The following is a 16,475-nucleotide window of genomic DNA, read 5'->3' as shown; positions in this document are numbered from 1 at the left end:
CGGTGACGCCGCCGGCGGTCATCGTCAGCGCGGTGTCGGTGTAGATGCCGCCGCCGAACGAGGCGCGGCTGTTGCGCACGCCTCCACCGGCCACGGCGACCGACCCGCCGAGGTTGGCGATGCCGCCGCCCACCCCGAAACCGGCGTCACCGTTGCTGATGGTGACCGAGGTCAGGGCGAGCTGGCCGTGGGCGGCGGGGAGTTGCGAGGGCCCGTCCACCTCGATGATGCGGAACGCGGGCGCGCCCCACGCACGGGTGATCTCGGTGGCCAGCCCGGTCATGGTGATCGGCGTGGTGATGTTCGGCAGCCCCGCCGGTCCGCCGGCCCCGCCCGAGCTGTGGGCGCTGGTGAGGGAATAGGTGCAGAACGGTGCCAGGGTCAGGCCACCGCCCCCGGCGGCGTTGGCCGCATTGACGGCGCTGACCAACGCGGCTTCGCTACACGGCACGATCGCCGCCTGTGCCGCACGCGCGGTCTGCGCGTGTGCCGCCGGGGCGGTGAGTATGAGCGCACCGACAACGCCGGTCCCGAACAGCACGTGAAGCATGGTGATGGCTCGCAAGCACGCCTCCTCGGACGCCTGAGCCAACCCTCATCAGCCGATGCACCCCAACAGCGCGTCGGCCGACGGCTCCCTCCGATGGGCGCCCCTGCGGGCCTGTGACAGGCACCCACCACCACAAACCGATGGGCTGCCTTCCCCAACGGAGGGATGGGCAGCCCCCTAATCGGACGCCACAAGTAAGTCATCTGAACCGCCATAAACACAAGGCATATGACTACGGATCACCCGTTCGGCGCAGCGCCACTCGTAGCATTTTCCCCAAGGCGCGTTTGGGAGTGTGCACTGCCGCCCCACACGAACCACGCGTTAACACGTGAGCCGGATCGCTGACACAGCGGTTCCGCGCGGTCTTCGGTGCAACTCCCGATCGAGAAAGAACACCCGATGAGCGACGTGCCCCGCGGCCGGATGGCAGCTTCGAGCCGAAGACCGTGCACGATCGCCAGCGCCGGCCGGCCGGGCGGGCGTGAACGACATGCCCCCACCCCTGCCCTTCTCTCGCGCGACCTGCCCGCCGGGCAACGGCGGTTCCGGTGCCGACGGCCGGGCAGGGAACGTCAGCCCACCCTCATTCGGATATCGAATTCCGCCCGATATACCGCAGAAAATGACATCGCGTCGCAAAAAACACCGGTCAATCACTTGAAAAAGTTAATTCGCATCAGAAGTATCGTTTCTTCACTCCGCCTTTCTGGTACATGTCATGACGACCAGCCGGGATCGAAGTCAACTCCCGTCGAGACCGCCCTTGTTGACCTCGGCGGCGGCATCGCCGACGACGGCATCGTCCGCACCGAGGACAGCCTCATCATCGGGAACCAGGCGAACACCGGCGGCGGCATCGCCAACGTCAGCGGCGGCACCACCGACCTCTTCCACACCACCGTCGCCGACAACCGCGCGACCAACGCGCCCGGCGGCATCCTCGACAACGCCGGCATCGTCACCCTGGCCGACAGCCCCGTTCACGGCAACCAGCCCACCGACTGCGCGGGCAGCCCGGTCCCCATCGCCAACTGCGTGAACTGACCGCCCAGCCCCCTGACCTCGTGCGAACGATGGTTCTTGACGCGGGTGCGGGTCCCCGGACGAACTGCGGCCCGGGCACCCGCACCCCTCGCGTGGATGATCGACCCCGGGGGCGAAGCAGGGCCGCTGGCCGGTGAGGTCAGGCCGTGTGCCAGACGGTGGCACGCCGACGCCGAACGCCTCCGGGCGGCCGTGTCCGGCGCGGGCGAGGAGGCCGGCAGTGACGTCCAGGGCGTGCTCGGAGAACGCCACCGACGGCCCCTCCCGCTCCGGGCACAGCGCCGACAGCTTCGCCCCGGCCGGGAGGAACTGTGCGGATCTTCCCGAGGCGCGGGTGACAGGGCTGGTTCAGCAGGTCTGGCGCAGGTAGCCGGGGCTGCTCGGCGGAACGACATCGAGGTCGCGCCGCACGATGCTGATGCGGGTCCCCCATGTCGTGCACGCCACCTGAAGGCCCTGCTCGTCGTACTCGACGTCGAATACGCTGTCGCCGAACGCGTCGGTGTAAAGGTCGCACTCGCCGTACGTGCCGCACTGTTCCACGACCGCGAAGTCGAGGCCCAGTCGCTGCCGGTCCGGTGCCAGCTCCGCCGCGTTCTTCTGCGCGATGGCAAGGCCTTGTCCGTGGGCGTGCGCGACGAGTAGAGATTGGTACGCCTCGGCGTCGGCCGCGCTCAGCAGTCCGGCCGATCGGGTGTAGCTGTCGTAGTTGTCCGGCTCGACGGCGTTGAAGTTCTTGGTAGCGCACTCGTCGATCCAGCCGTTCACCTTCAGAGCGATCCGCTGACGCTTGGTGTCCGTGCTGATGTCCAGCAGCGCCTCGTTCCAGGTGGTGTCGTAGACGACATTGCCGACCTGGTCCCGGAGCAGCAGGTCCTGGTCCCATTCCTGCTCCGCGTCCGTCTGGGCCTGGAAGCCGTTGACATAGCAGATGTTGTAGATCCCCGGTGCCGGAAACGCCTCGTGGTCACGGCTGACGACGACCACACCGGCCGGCGGCTGGTACGGCCCGCCGATCTGGTAGTCGAACCCGGCGTGCACTGGAGGCACCGTCACGGCGGGCGGGGCCGGCGCCGATGCCGATGTCCCCTCGGACGTGGAAGGCACAATCGTCACCGTCGGTTCCGTAGTTCCGCCGGAGGGACTGTACGAAGAGACCGCGAGAACGGCTGCCGCCGAGATCGTCAGCGCTGTGGCGATCCTGACGCGCGGCCTGCGGGATCGACCATGGTCAACGGGCATCATCGAACTCCAGGTTGACAGGGCATGTCCGCAGGGCAGCTCCCCCTTGCGGTGCCGGAAGCACGAAGGACCACCCCGGCGCTTTCCTCCCGGGGAGGGCGACCGGGACGACAGGGGAATCGAGGAACGTCCGGGGACGAGGGAGGATCGGGCGCATCGCGCCGGGCGACGGAACCGCCGTCGTGCGCCCGCGATTTGATCGCATGAGAACGTCGAGTGGCGCCGCATCGGCGTGGAAGAACGCAGCGTGGCAGCCTTCGTCCCGGCCGGAAGAACCGCGGCCGCTTCGCGGCGGCTGCGGTCGGGCGCAGTTCGCTGCACATCTCAGCGACTCCGCCCGCCGTAGCGCGGCCGCGGTGCTCGGGCACCCAGGTGCCGTGCGAGGAGCAGACGCAGCAGGGTGATCGCGCCGTCGGGGTCGGCGGGCAACGACACTTGTCGTCGGCAGCGTCGGTGACCGGGCGATGGTCGATGACGGCGGCCAAGGTCTTGGCCGCCGTCGAGGTGTGGAAGCTGCGGACAGCGGGCTCGGTGGGTCAGGCCACGCAGCCGGGGACCGCGGTGGGGCTGCCGAAGCAGTTGGTCGGGCTGTTGGGGAACACGGCGGTGAAATCGAGCGTGACGCTGCCGCCGTTGTTGTAGACGCCTCCGGGGGCGTTGGTCGCACTGTTGCTGTCGACCTTGCTCCGGGTGAGCGTGGTGGTGGCGCCGGCACCACCGAAGTTGGCGATTCCGCCGCCCGCACCCGTGGGCCCGGATGCCGAGTTGTCGAAGACGTTGCTCTGCGAGACGGTCAGCGTGGCGTCGTTGGCCACTCCGCCGCCCAGCTCGAGCGCCGTGTTGTTGACGACGGTGCTACTGGTAATGGTCATGTTGCCGTCGTTGCTCAGACCGCCACCGTTGTGGAGCGCGCTGTTGCCGCTGATGACGCTGTGGTCGACCAGCGTGGTGGATCCGGTGTTGCCGCCGATCCCACCGGAGTAGTCGGCGTGGTTGTCGCGGATGAGGCTGCGCCTGACAGTGAGGGCTCCGTCGTTGCGGATGCCGCCCCCGAAGTCTCCCGTCGCGTCACCGTTGGCGATGATGGCGTCGCAAAGGTCCAGGTTTCCCGTCGAGTCGACCTTGAGGATGCGGAAGGTCGACGCGGCCGGGTCGCGGGTGATGGTGGCGCCGCCACCCATGATGGTGATCGTGTTCTGGATGGACGGCAGCGGGGTGGTCAGGGTGTAGATGCAGCCCGGGGCCAGGGCGAGCGTGCCGCCGGAGGTGTTCGCGTCGGTGATGGCGCCCGCCAGCGCGTCGGTGAGGCACGGGACGAACGTCTGCGCGGCTGCCGGGGTGACGGCCACGCCGGTGGCCATGAGGGCGGCGGCCCCGAGAGTGCCCAGCGTGCGGATCGCCAGCTTGCTGTGGTTCATTGCTTCTCCTTGGTGTTGAGTGGATCGTTCACGGGGCCGCGTGCGGCGTGGCCGGGAACGGGTCGAGGTGTGCTGGGACCGGGCTCGTGGTGGCTTGAGCCCTTTGGTGTGGTCCGGTCGCACCTGTTCGGATCCGGCCTGCGACTGTCGGGGGCGCAGGGGTTGAACGTCTGTGCCTCGACCGGGCGGTGTGGCATCACGGGTATCGGTGTGGTGCCACGGCCTCGTCGGGGTTCTCGCCGCGCCGGGTCCGACGGCCGCATCCGTTCGGCGGCCACCCCGAGGTGCCCGCCTACGCAGTGGGTGCGGTGAGGTAGGTGCGGGCGCCGGGGAGGTGGGTGGTGCCTGTGGTGGTGGTGATGATGACGCTCGCCGTGTTCGCACCGTTGTCGCTCACGCAGGAGGACGGACCGCCCGGGGTGAATGCCACCCTGCTCGGGACGGTGTCGATCACGTTCACGCTGCCAGCGGCGGTGTTCGCCGCATAGGCGCGTCGGCCGTTCACAGTGATCGCGATTCCGATGGGCCCGCGCCGACCGGCACGGTCCCGTCCTTCGCCGCCGGCTCTGCTGTCAGGCGGTCAGTCGCTGAGATCATGACGTCCCCTCCGATCGAACGGGGACCGTCGACGTCCAAAGGCCGTCGCGTTCACGACAGCCGACATGACGTCGGTTCCTTACCGGGGGCGCCCGACGGCTGCCGGACCGGGAGCACATGTCCCCTCAGATCCAACGCATTCCCCCGGCAAGGGATGGGCGGCCCACCGGGTGTCATCGCTACGAGTAACACATAGGGCTACAGAAGGTGGCTACCACAAGACCTACTTCTCACCCGAACGGCCGAGCGCGCTCCACCCGGACACGATCCCGCACGTGCTGTCCACCCCGCCGCGACGGCCGCTTTCCCGCGTGCCGCGGCCACACCTGCCGGCCCTACCGCGTCTCGTTCGCGTTCGTCCGGAACGGCCCCGTCGGCAGACGCAGAGCGGCCTCCAACGATCTCATCCGTCCGTTGCGCCGGCGGCGCAACTCCCCCGGCCGGCCCGGCGGCGTGGTCGTGATCCGCCTCCACTGCGCCATACCGGAGTCACGCCCACCCGATGGACCCGATCGGGTCGGAATCCGCGCACGCCCGGCGGGTCGCGATCCGCACCACAACCGATGGGATAAGCAGGAAGACATAAGTGCTGAAACATCACTTATATGGATCGATCAATCCTCACCAGGAGACACACCATGCGCCGTTTCAAGACACTGGGGCCGATCGCGGGGACCGCCCTGGCCGCTGTCCTCGCCTGCGCGCCACTCGCACATGCCGCCGCCCCGACCCCCGACACCCTCGGTGGCGATGGTGATGGCAAGGGCAAGGTCATCAAGCTCGTCGCCCTCCTGCGACAGGCGGCCGGCATCCCCGTGGACGGGCCCGGGCTGAGCCTCGGTGACCGGCAAGTCGGCAACGACGAGCTCTTCCAGAACGGCAGGAAGGTCGGCAGCGACGGCTTCGTCTGCACGGTCACCAGCCTTTCACCGGACGAGCGAGAGTGCGAGATCACCCTCCACCTGCCCAAGGGCGACATCGCCATCCAGGGGCTCGCCCCGGTGATCCATGGCTTCCCCACCGAGTTCACGCTCGCGATCACCGGCGGCACCGGCGTCTACAGGAACGCCCGCGGATTCGTGACCGGCACCAATGTCAACGCCACGGAGACGGACATCACGCTCCACCTCACCTAGCGGTGCCCGGGGCGGCGACCGCGATGCCCCGCCACCGGCAGCTTCGGCGGCCCGGCCACCCCGACACCCGGGGCACAGTCGAGGCCGCCGAGTACTGCGCTCTCGTGAGGGGCGATCCGCGTCTCCGGCAACCGAAACGGCCGGTCAAGCCGACATACTGTCGGATCGACCGGCCACTCTCGGGCCGTCACGGTCACCAGCGCGGCTCCCTGACTGGTGACTTTAGACATCTCGCTCAACCGCCCGGGAGCATCGTCCGCTCGGCCCTCACCCCAAACGCCAGGCCGTCGCCCGACCAGTGCCCCCCGAACAAGGATCAGCGCGTCAACGCGGATAGCCGGCCTTCGGAGTGTCATCCGAAGGCCGGCAGTGCCGCCGGGTCGATCAGGCGGTGTAGGTCATGGTTCCGGCGGACACCGTGCCACCCGGGGTGGTCACCGTGACGGTGACGGTGGTACCCGGAGTACCGGCCGGGATGATGCCGGTGATGACGGTGTCGGTGTTGACGGTCAGCGTCGCCACGGTCGACCCGAAGGTCACGGTCGCACCCGTGAGACCGGTGCCCCCGATGGTGAACACGCCACCACCCGCCGGGATACTGATCACCGGAGTGATGGTCGCAGTCACGACCGGCAGCGCGGGCGCGAGGTAGGTGAAGCCTCCCGGAACGCTCGCCGATCCACCGGCGGTGGTCACCACCACCGGGACGTTGCCCGCAGCGTGCGCCGGGGTCAGGCCCACGATCACGTTCGCGGTGCTGGCCAGCAGGGTGGCCGCGGTACCGCCGAAGGTCACGGCCGCCCCGGCGAGCCCGGTACCGGTGATGACGAACACGGTACCGCCGGCGATCGGGCCGGAGACGGGCGTGATGGCTGTGGGGTTGGGCACGGGCGGCGGCGAAGCCACCAGATACGTGTAGGCCACAGGGTTGCTGGTGCCGTTCGGGGTGGTGACGGTCACCGCCACCGTGCCCTTTCCGGGCGGGGCCACGACGACGAGACTGAAGCCGAGGACGTCACCGGCCACGATGGTGGCCGGAGTCGATCCGAAGAGGACCTGGGTGGCGGCGTTGAGGCCCAGACCGGTGAGGGTGACGGTGTTGCCGCCGGCCACGGGCCCCGCGTCGGGACTGTCCACGAACAGCACGGGTGGCAGCGGCCAGGGCAGCGTGAGGTTCGGCGCCAACGACGCCGCATTCACAGTTGCGTTCACGATGTACCTCCTGTGTGAGAACGGTGACGGCGGCCGGGTGGACCTTCAGCCACGCCGCCCGGCCCGGCCCCGGCCCTGTCGGCCGTCCGGCCACTGCCCCGACCCGGCACACTGCGCCGGCAGCGAGTCCCAAGGACGGGACGGGAGCAACCGGGCCGCGGGCACCGACACCGTCGCGACTACGGGATGTCCGGACCGGTGGCGTCGACGAGCGCCGGCGAGCTGACAGCGGGCCGACTCGAACCGATCAGCCCCGGTGTCCGAGCGGAGGGGGGCGGAAACAACGGACGGGCCGCCAACTGAGCTTCCCGGCACGGGATGGGCGGCCCGCCGGTTCAGACCTCATCATTAACCCGAAAGAATGGATATGAAGCAACAGCATTGACGAATAGTCACCCAAAAGGCCCAGCGCGACGAGATGTCCGCGCACGCCCATCGCGAATGCCGGACCCCACCAGCGTGGCAAGACGAAGCATCGAGGCGCCGGCCACTCGCGTCGCCGTGGAAGCGGGCCAGGACATGGGAACGCCGCGGAACCACCCCGGTCGTGGAAGTCGGCGCCCGCCACTCCGGGCGCATATCGGTGGCCGGACCGATCGCGGCACCGCGGGCGACGCGTTCTTCCTGCCGGTCAGGCTGGCGCCCCGGCGCCGGAGGTCCGGTTGGGCCGTTCCAAGGTGATCGGGCCACTGTGCTCGGTGACCGTCCGGCCTGCCCCCCTCGGAGCCCTCGGGAAGCGGGCGATGACCGCCCCGCGAGTGGTGGTGATCGACAGGTGGGGTTCGTCCAGCCGTCGGCGGATCCCCACCTCGTTACCGGCGAGACCCGGGGGGAGCAGGTAGAAGTTGCCCTCGAACGACACGAGTCCGTGCGGATCGACCCTGCGCTGAACGCCGATGCGAGCCGGGAACGGCTTCGAGGGCAGCGGCAGCAGCGCGCGGGCCTTGCAACTCACTCGTCGATGCCAACCGTCCGAGCGCTCGGTCAGGCGGTCGAGGCTGTCCTGGGCCGCCTGCACGCCGAGTTCGTTGGCCGCGGTGTTCCACCAGTGAAGGACGACGGAGCGGTGGGCGCGGACGACGGGGCCGGGCGCTCCCATCTGCGGGCGGATCGCGATGGAGGCACCGTAGTGGATCGCGATCTCGTGGAAGACGGCGGTCACCTTGCCGGCCGTCGAGCAGACCGGCCGGGTCCGGTCGAACAGCCAGCGCTCGCCGGTGCCGCCGAGGCGACGCAGCACCTGGTCCAGGGCTTCCACGTAGTGCGGGAGGTCGTCGGTGTCGGCCAAGACGGCCCGCCAGCGGCCGGATCGCGTGAGCGAACCCATGAGCAGGTAGGTCTCGCGCCCGCGGTCCCGTTCGACCGGCGCGGCCGGGAGCTGTACCCAGTCGAACTGCACGTCTTCCAGGGTGCCGCAGCCGGGGCCGGCTCTCCCCCGGTGGCACGGTCCGCAGCGCGGCCGCGTCAGGTGCCGGCGCAGGGCGCGGGTGAAGGTCGAGTAGGCGCGGTTGTAGCCCAGCTCGACGATCTCGCCGTGGAGCACCTTCGCCTGTAGGTGCGGATCGTCGTCGAGGCGCTGTTGGCAGTACGGGACGAACTGCAGGAACTCATCACGGGTCACTGCTCGGACCCCTACGGTCCGCTCACCGTTGAGGTAGGCCCTGACGGTCTTGCGGTCACGGCCCAGGAATCGGGCGATCGCAGAGATGGACCAGCCCTGCTGACGCAAGGCGAAAACCTCTTTGTGTTCCTCTGCACTGAGCATCCGAACCCCCTAGCTATCAGACTTCGCCGCCGCAAAGCTCCTTGAATTAGTGGCGACCGCCAGACATGGTCGAAAAATATAGCATGCAACAGAAACGCTCAAGGGGCGGAAACGTTTCTTTTTGGATATTCCCATGGGAATTTCAGAGAGCGGGTGTTCACCACCTCCTCGCCCGGGAGACGGGGGTTCAACGCCGCCCCGCCCCGGATTGACTCCCGAATTTCACACTATAACCACGTTGCATTCCGGGGATTCTGCAGAGCGTTGCGAGAACTGCATATTAAAGGACGCTCGAATCGCGCGCATGTGAGGATTGGCACCGAATCGCCATGCGGCAGGTCCGGTGACGCGGGAACCCCGAATCACCGAACCCACCCGATCTCCTCGCCGTCTTCGGAACAGGCGCCACCGGTGGGGTTTCGTTCCCCGTCGCGCGACAGCGCACGGATTGCCGTGCGGCTGGCGGCGGCGGGGCGCGGGAGACGGCGCGCGGCCTCACAACGGCAGTCGGCAGGAAACCGTCTTGGTTCCGTCGAGATGGAAACGGTACGCCCATGCACCGGCAATGCTCTCCACCAGAAGCAGCCCGCGTCCGCCTTCGTGGCAGGTGGTTACCCGGTGCGCCTGGGGAGCGCTCGCGGAGCGGTCTCGAATACCGATCGCGAGCCACCGCTGCTCGAGCGCGAGCGTCACCCTGATCGGCTGCTCGCTCTCGGTGTGCCTGATCGCGTTCGTCAGAAGCTCGGTGGTCAGGAGTTCGGCGTCGTCGGTGAGGTATGCCATCTCCCAATAGCTGAGAATGGCCTTCACGGCGTGGCGTACGGGCCGCACGCAGTGGGGCTCCGGCAACACGAACATGGTGAGGCGTCGCCCCTGCATGTCATACGGGTCCAGGCGTGGCAGGTCTGTCGAGGTCATGGTCGTCCCCTGGTTCCCTCCCCCGGCGAAGGCGGAATCCCGTGCTTCGCGGTCCGGCAGTGGCTTGGTGCGCCGACGGCCCGGCGTGGGCTCATGAGTTCTTCCTCAGCGGCACGGTGTCGGCGGTGGAGTCCGGCGGCTGGTCCGACCGCGGCGAGCGGGGAGCGATGAGGTCCACGGCTCGGGGCATGGCGTCACCGGGGGAATCCGGTGGGGCGTCGGTGGTCAGGCCGATACCGATGTGCTGTGCGAGGCCGTCGGCGAGAGCCGCCAGAGTGGGATGGCCCGCGACGAAGTCGCCGGCCAGCCTGACGTCGAGCGAGGCCTCCAGTCGGGTTCGCAGTTCGATGCGGAGCAGGGAATCGAACCCGAGTGCATTCAACGGGGTCTGCGGATCCAGGGTGCTGGCCCCCAGCCGGAGGACGGTGCGGATGTGTTCGGCCAGGTAGTCCTCGAGGATCGTGCGGCGGGCGAGGCCGGGTTCGGCGGCCCGCAGCTCGCGTCGGATGTCGCGCGCCGCGTCCTGGCCGACCGTCTGCACGGGGGTGTCGGGCGCCTCGGGCGTGAGGAGGGCGAACAGCGATGACGCTCGGCCGGCCGAGGGGATCCAGGTGTCCGGCGGGCCGGGGATGACGCCGGTGCGTACGCGGCTGTGGGTCAGGAGCGCCGCGAGGGCCTTGAGTCCATCGGCGGTGGGAATGGTCTGGTAGCCGCGGGTCGCGAAGTCGGTGGCGACCCCGGTTTCGCCCCAGGGGCCCCAGTTCACGGCCAACGTGGGCAGGTCCAGGGCGGTGCGCCAGGTGGCGAACGCGTCAAGCCATGCGTTGGCCGCCGAGTAGGCGCCCTGGCCCGGGTTGCCGAGCAGGGAGGCCATGGAGGAATAGAGAACGAACCAGTCGAGTGGCAGTCCGGTGGTGGCCTGGTGGAGACGCCAGGCACCGGTGACTTTGGGACGCCAGACGCGTTCCAGCTGGTCGTCGGTGATGTTGGACACCGCGGCGTCGTCGAGGACCATCGCGGCGTGGATGACGCCGCGCAGTGTCCCGCCGTCGGCGGTGGCTTCGGCCACCAGTCGCTCGGCGATGCCGGGCTGCGCGATGTCGCCGAGCACGACGCTGATGCGGGTCCCCTGTTCGCGCAGTCCGGCGAGGACCCGTTCGATGTCGGCCGAGGGCGGTGTGCGTCCGTTGAGTACGAGGTGGGCGGCGCCTTGGCCTGCCAGCCATTGGGCCGTGGCGAGGCCGACCCCGCGCAGGCCTCCGGTGATGACGTAGGCGCCGTCCGCTCGCACCGGCGAGGGCGGGTCGCGCAGTACGGCGGTGGTGTGGCCGTCGCCGGGTACTGTCAGGACCAGTTTGCCGATGTGCCCGGCACCGGCCATGAGGCGGAAGGCGTCGGCGGCCTGCGCGAGCGGAAAGGTCCCGCATGGCAACGGGGCCAGGTTGCCTTGGTCGAATTCGGCCAGGACCTCGCCCAGCAGCTCGGCGAAGGTCTCCGCGCGGGCGTTCTGGAGCTCGACGAGGTCGACCGTGCTCATGGTGATGTTGTGCCGTAGCGGTGCGAGACCCAGCGGGGTGTCGGCGAGGATGTCGCGGACACCCAGCTCGACGAACCTGCCGAAGGGGCGCAGCGTTTCGAGTCCGGCCCGGATGGCTTGTCCGGAGAGGGAGTTGAGGACCACGTCGACACCCTCTCCGGCGGTGGCGGCGCGGGTCTGCTCGGCGAAGTCCAGCGAGCGGGAGTCCATGATGTGCCGGATGCCCATCGCGCGCAGGTACCGGCGCTTGTCCTCGCTGCCGGCGGTGGCGAGCACTTCCGCGCCCAGTCGTCGCGCGACCGCGATCGCGGCCAGTCCCGTCCCGCCGGTGGCGCTGTGGATCAGGACACGCTCGCCGCTGGTGAGCCTGGCGACGTGGCGCAGTGCGTACCAGGCGGTGAGGTAGGCGACGGGCAGCCCGGCGGCCGTCTCGGCGGGCAGGCCCGCCGGGATGGGGGCGACGGCCGTGGCGGGCACGGTGGTGAAGGTGGTGAAGAGGCCGCCTCGCACGTCGACGGCGAGGACGCTGTCGCCGGCGCGCAGGTGCCTGACGCCCGGTCCGACGGCGGTGATCACGCCGGTGGCTTCGAAGCCGATGCGGTAGCCCGCTTCATCGTCGGTCGCCAGCATGCCCATGGCGGTGAGCACGTCGCGGAAGTTCACGCCCGCGGCGTGGAGGCGCAGTTCGACCTCACCGGGGCCGGGAGCACGTCGTGGAGTGGTGGTCAGGCGAAGGGCGTCGAGGTCGCCGAGCCGCCCTGCGTGGAGCTGGAAGCGGTCGGCGCCGTAGCGCACGGTGCGGGTGACGGCGGTGGCGCGTTCGGTTTCGGACAGCGGGGTGTAGGCCAGCCGGGCGATGTGGCGGGTGTCACCGCGCAGGGCGATCTCGTCCTCGGGGGGGTCGGTGAGGAGTTCGGCCGCGAGTCGGTGCAGGTCGACGTCGGCGGGGTCGGCGTCGATGAGGGTCGCCCGCAGCTCCGGGTGTTCGTGTGTCAGGACGCGCACGAGTCCGCGCAGGGAGCTCTGGGCGGGGTCGGAAGGTTGCCCCGGCTCTGGATCGTGGGCGGATCGGGTGACGGCGAACAGGCGTGTGGGCGCGCTGCGCGCGATCGCGCTCTGTGCGGCGGCGAGCAAGCGGCGGGTGCGGTGCAGTGCGATCGCGGCGGCGTCGTCCTCGGGCGTGGACGGCGCGGACAGGAGGACCACGGCGCATGGCGCGGGTGCGGAGTCCCAGTGTCGGGCGATGGTCTGCTTGAACGGCTGGAGGGTGGCGCTGTCGACGGGAGCGTCGAGGACTTCGGTGTGTGCTCCGGCGCGCTCGAGGGCGCCTGCCAGTGCCCGGGCGGATCCGTCCGCCTCGCCGATGACGAGCCAGGGTCCCGGGCCGGCCGGCTCGGGGTTCTCCCGGCGCGGCACGGGCTGCCAGCGGGTTTCGAGGAACCACCGGTCGACGGTTTCGTCGGCCCGCGCGCCGTGGCGTATGAAGCGCAGTGCGTCGATCTCGACGAGGGGGTTACCCGCCTCGTCCAGCAGCCGCACGTCTCCGATGATGCTGTCCGTACCGGTGTGGGTGAGCCGGGCGTGCGCGTAGTGGGCGTCCTCGGGGGCTGCGAGGATTCGCATGGCCTGCATCTGGACGGGCAGGACCAGGCCGTGGCCTGGTTCGCGGATCAGGCCGGCGACGACGAGTTGGGCGCACAGGTCCAGGAGGACCGGGTGGATCCGTAGGCCGTGGTGGGCGGTCCGTGCCGCGTCCGGCAGCGTCACGCGGGCCCAGAAGCTGTCGCCCTGGGCGGAGGTGTGCAGCTCGGTGATGCCGCTGAAGGCCGGGCCGTGCTCCAGGCCTCGTGCGCGCAGACTCGCGTAGAGGGCGTGCGGATCCAGGACGACGGGGTGGTCGGCGGTCAGTGCGGCCACGGAGGACGCGGATGTCCGGGGGGCGGCGTCGGTGCGACGCAGAACCGCGGTGGCCTGCCGTACCCAGATTCCGTCCTCGTCCTGACCGAAGACCTCGCAGTCGGCGCGGTCGGCGCCGGTCAGGGTGACGGTCGTGCCGATGGGCGTGTGGGCGTCGAGGTGCATCAGCTCGCGGAAGTGGATGTCGGTTGCCTCGACACCGTGCGCGGCGCCGTGGAAGACCTCGCCGGCCGCGGTCAGGGCCAGGGCGCAGTAGGCGGCGCCGGGCAGGACCGGTTGGCCGTGGACGCGGTGGTCGGCCATCCAGGGCAGGACGTCGGTGCCGGTGTCGGCGTGCCAGGTGTGGCGGGGTTGGTCGCCGGGCACCTCCGTGTGTGTGCCCGGTAGGGCGGCGGGTGCGTCTTCGGCGTGCTGGGAGGCCGCTCGGGGTGGGGTGATGTCGGTCCAGTGGGGTCGACGGTTGAAGGTCAGCGCCGGTACGTCGGTCAGGCGGCCCCCGGCGTAGAGGCGGGACCAGTCGACGCCGACTCCCGCGCAGTGCAGGGCGGCGAGCTGTGTGCGGAAGGTGGTGCGCTCGTTCTCCCCCTTGCGCAGGGTCGGCAGGATCACGGGTTCGTGGAGCAGGCCGGTCAGGCTCTGGGAGAGCGGGCGGGTGACGACGGCGTGGGGCGAGATCTCGAGGTACACCTGGTGGCGGTCGGCGGCGGCTGCGGCCACGGCGGCGCTGAAGCGTACAGGGCGGCGCAGGTTGGCGCACCAGTAGGCGGCGTCGAAGATCGGGGTGTCGCGGGGGTCGTCCAGGACGGTGGTGTAGAAGGGGATGGTCGGTCGGCTGGGGGTGAGCTCGGCGAGCGCGTCGGCGAGGTCCGCGAGCAGCGGGTCGACCTGGGGACAGTGCGAGGCGACGTCGACGTCGATCATGCGTGCCACGACTCCGCGGGCCTGCCAGGTGGTGGTCAGGTGCCGGATGGCGGCCACGGTGCCGGCGACGACGGTCGAGTCGGGCGCGGCGACGACGGCCACGGACACCGTGTCGTCGCCGATGGCGGCGAGGTCGTTCTCGACGGTCGCGCTGTCGAGGCCGACGCTCACCATGGCGCCGGCTCCGGCGATGCGGGTGAGGAGAGCGGATCGTCGGCAGATGACGCGGACGCCGTCGGCCAGGGTGAGTGCTCCGGCGGTGACGGCCGCCGCGACTTCGCCCATGGAGTGGCCGATGACTGCGGCCGGTTCGGTCCCGTGATCGCGCCAGACTGCGGCCAGGGCGACCTGCATGGCGAACAACGCGGGTTGGACGCGGCCGCAGCCGCTGATGTGTTCGCGGTCGCGGACGGCTCGCAGAACGGAGAACCCGGTTTCAGCGGTGATCAGCGCGTCGGCTTCGGCCAGGGTCTCGGCGAAGGCCGGCTCCTGGTGGAGCAGGCCGTGCCCCATGCCCTGCCACTGCGAGCCCTGACCGGAGAACACCCAGACGGGACGGCGGCTGACGCCCGCGCCCACGTGGCCGCGTACGACGCCGGGGTGGGCTCGACCGGCTTCGAAGGACCGTAGGGCGTGCGTCAGGTCCCGGCGGGAGTCGGCCACCACGCCGAGCCGGCCGTGCCCGGGGGAGCGGCGCAGGGCGAGGGTGTGGGCGATGTCGTACAGGGGGGTGGCGGCTCCATCGGTCTCCAGCCAGTGGGCCAGGCGTGCGGCGGCGGTGGGCAGTGCGTCCGGGGAGCCGGCGGCCAGGAGGAAGACGTGGGGTGAGGTGGCCTGCGCCGACGATGGCGGGGCGTCGGTGGGGACGGCGGCCGCGCGTGTGGGGGTGCCGGCGAGGATGACGGTGCGGCGGCGGGCGGGGGCCTGTTCGAGGATCACGTGGGCGTTGGTCCCGGAGAAGCCGAAGGAGGACACCGCGGCCAATCGCGAGGCCGTCCGGGTGGGCCAGGCGGACAGGTTGGTGGGGACGAACAGGCGGGTGCCTTCGGCGCTGATGGCCGGGTTCCACCGGGTGAAGTGCAGGTTGGGCGGGACGAGCCCGCGCTGGAGGCAGAGCACGGTCTTGATCAGGCCGATGACGCCGGCCGCCGGTTCCAGGTGGCCCACGTTCGTCTTCACCGAACCCAGCGCGCAGCGCCCCTGCCCCACGCCGTAGACCGCGGCCAGGCTGGAGAACTCGACGGGGTCGCCGACGGGTGTGCCGGTGCCGTGCGCTTCCACCAGGCCCACGTCGCGCGGGTCGGTTCCGGATCGGGCGAGGGCCTGGTGGTAGAGGGCCTGCTGGGCCTCGGCGGAGGGCGCGGCCAGGACGTCGGAGCGGCCGTCCTGGTTGACGGCCGAGCCGCGGACCAGTGCCAGGATGCGGTCGTCGTCCCGTAGCGCGTCTTCAAGGCGTTTGAGGACGACGACGCCGCAGCCTTCGCCGCGTACGAAGCCGTCCGCGGCCGCGTCGAAGGTCCGGCAGCGACCGGTGGGCGAGAGCATCCCCATGCGGGCGAAGGACATCGTCGTCCTGGCGCCGAGCATGAGGGTGACGCCGCCGGCCAGCGCGAGATCGCACTCGTCGTTCCGCAGGGCTTGACAGGCCAGGTGGACCGCCACGAGCGAGGACGAGCACGCGGTGTCCAGCGCCACGCAGGGGCCCTGGAGGCCCAGCAGGTAGGAGATGCGCCCCGGGGCGACGCAGTGCCCGTTGGTCAGGATCGCGCCCTCGAGTTCACGGGGCTGGCCGGAGAGGGCCTCCATGTAGTCGGTGTAGCTCAGGCCCGAGAACAGTCCCGTCGAGGTTCCCGCCAGTCGCTCCGGGGGGAATCCGGCGTGTTCGAGCGCCTCCCACGTCACTTCCAGGAGCAACCGGTGCTGGGGGTCCAGGACATCGGCCTCCTTGCCCGAGACCCCGAAGAAGTCGGCGTCGAAACCGGCGACGTCGCGAAGGTAGCCCCCCCACAGCGGCATCGGCCCGGCGGCGTGGGCCGGGGCGGCGGCCACGTGCCCCGCGCGGCTTATCGGCGGTTCGCCGACCGCGTCCTGGCCGGCTTCGAGCAGCCGCCACAGCGCGGCGGGCGAGTCGATGTCACGGGGAAGTCGGCATCCCATGCCGACGATGGCGATGTGTGTGTCAGCGGCTCTCGGGTTCTCTGCGTGGCCTATCACG

At 70.3% G+C, this 16,475-nt stretch carries 10 protein-coding genes; 3 read left to right on the top strand and 7 right to left on the bottom strand.

Going from position 1 to position 16,475, the window contains the following annotated elements; translation table 11 throughout:
- Nucleotides 1–592: hypothetical protein (locus ACH4E7_RS38675; RefSeq protein WP_396253877.1), on the bottom strand; the 592-nt coding region annotated here is incomplete at its 3' end.
- 360 nt (nucleotides 593–952) lie between these two features.
- Between ACH4E7_RS38675 and ACH4E7_RS38670 the strand changes: the two genes are divergently transcribed.
- A complete protein-coding gene (locus ACH4E7_RS38670) occupies nucleotides 953–1,597 on the top strand; it encodes a hypothetical protein (RefSeq protein WP_396253876.1) in 645 nt (214 codons plus the stop codon).
- Between the two features lie 348 nt (nucleotides 1,598–1,945).
- Here ACH4E7_RS38670 and ACH4E7_RS38665 read toward each other — a convergent pair whose 3' ends face one another.
- The gene (locus tag ACH4E7_RS38665) at nucleotides 1,946–2,839 is read right to left on the bottom strand and encodes an endo alpha-1,4 polygalactosaminidase (RefSeq protein WP_396253879.1); all 894 of its coding nucleotides are present in this window, start codon (nucleotides 2,837–2,839) and stop codon (nucleotides 1,946–1,948) included.
- 536 nt (nucleotides 2,840–3,375) lie between these two features.
- Entirely contained in the window at nucleotides 3,376–4,257 is an 882-nt protein-coding gene (locus ACH4E7_RS38660; RefSeq protein WP_396253875.1) for a hypothetical protein, read from the bottom strand.
- A 341-nt stretch (nucleotides 4,258–4,598) separates the two neighbouring features.
- Here ACH4E7_RS38660 and ACH4E7_RS38655 point away from each other — a divergent pair, with 341 nt between their 5' ends.
- Complete coding sequence (locus ACH4E7_RS38655) at nucleotides 4,599–4,745, top strand: hypothetical protein (RefSeq protein ID WP_396253874.1); 147 nt, start codon at nucleotides 4,599–4,601, stop codon at nucleotides 4,743–4,745.
- A 747-nt stretch (nucleotides 4,746–5,492) separates the two neighbouring features.
- A complete protein-coding gene (locus ACH4E7_RS38650; protein ID WP_396253873.1) occupies nucleotides 5,493–5,990 on the top strand; it encodes a hypothetical protein in 498 nt (165 codons plus the stop codon).
- A gap of 384 nt (nucleotides 5,991–6,374) precedes the next feature.
- Here the strand turns inward: ACH4E7_RS38650 and ACH4E7_RS38645 are convergent, their stop codons facing one another.
- The 4 genes from ACH4E7_RS38645 to ACH4E7_RS38630 all read right to left on the bottom strand — a co-directional run bounded on the left by ACH4E7_RS38645 (nucleotide 6,375) and on the right by ACH4E7_RS38630 (nucleotide 16,474).
- Nucleotides 6,375–7,202, bottom strand: coding sequence for an IPT/TIG domain-containing protein (locus ACH4E7_RS38645; RefSeq protein WP_396253872.1), 828 nt, complete (start codon nucleotides 7,200–7,202; stop codon nucleotides 6,375–6,377).
- Between the two features lie 631 nt (nucleotides 7,203–7,833).
- The gene (locus ACH4E7_RS38640; RefSeq protein ID WP_396253871.1) at nucleotides 7,834–8,823 is read right to left on the bottom strand and encodes a Mu transposase domain-containing protein; all 990 of its coding nucleotides are present in this window, start codon (nucleotides 8,821–8,823) and stop codon (nucleotides 7,834–7,836) included.
- A 639-nt stretch (nucleotides 8,824–9,462) separates the two neighbouring features.
- Nucleotides 9,463–9,885: an ATP-binding protein gene (locus ACH4E7_RS38635; RefSeq protein WP_396253870.1), complete on the bottom strand. Its 423-nt coding sequence runs from the start codon at nucleotides 9,883–9,885 to the stop codon at nucleotides 9,463–9,465.
- A gap of 91 nt (nucleotides 9,886–9,976) precedes the next feature.
- Complete coding sequence (locus ACH4E7_RS38630; RefSeq protein WP_396253869.1) at nucleotides 9,977–16,474, bottom strand: SDR family NAD(P)-dependent oxidoreductase; 6,498 nt, start codon at nucleotides 16,472–16,474, stop codon at nucleotides 9,977–9,979.
- Nucleotide 16,475 lies beyond the last annotated feature (1 nt).

Source organism: Kitasatospora sp. NPDC018058 (genome assembly GCF_044327205.1).
GTDB lineage: Bacteria > Actinomycetota > Actinomycetes > Streptomycetales > Streptomycetaceae > Kitasatospora.
The sequence above is the reverse complement of the archived record's forward strand: the minus strand, read 5'-3'. Positions and strand labels throughout refer to the sequence as shown.

Coding starts and splice junctions, on each gene's coding strand:
- ACH4E7_RS38670 (WP_396253876.1), top strand. CDS start 953: ATGAGCGACGTGCCCCGCGGCCGGATGGCAGCTTCGAGCCGAAGACCG.
- ACH4E7_RS38665 (WP_396253879.1), bottom strand. CDS start 2,839: ATGCCCGTTGACCATGGTCGATCCCGCAGGCCGCGCGTCAGGATCGCC.
- ACH4E7_RS38660 (WP_396253875.1), bottom strand. CDS start 4,257: ATGAACCACAGCAAGCTGGCGATCCGCACGCTGGGCACTCTCGGGGCC.
- ACH4E7_RS38650 (WP_396253873.1), top strand. CDS start 5,493: ATGCGCCGTTTCAAGACACTGGGGCCGATCGCGGGGACCGCCCTGGCC.
- ACH4E7_RS38635 (WP_396253870.1), bottom strand. CDS start 9,885: ATGACCTCGACAGACCTGCCACGCCTGGACCCGTATGACATGCAGGGG.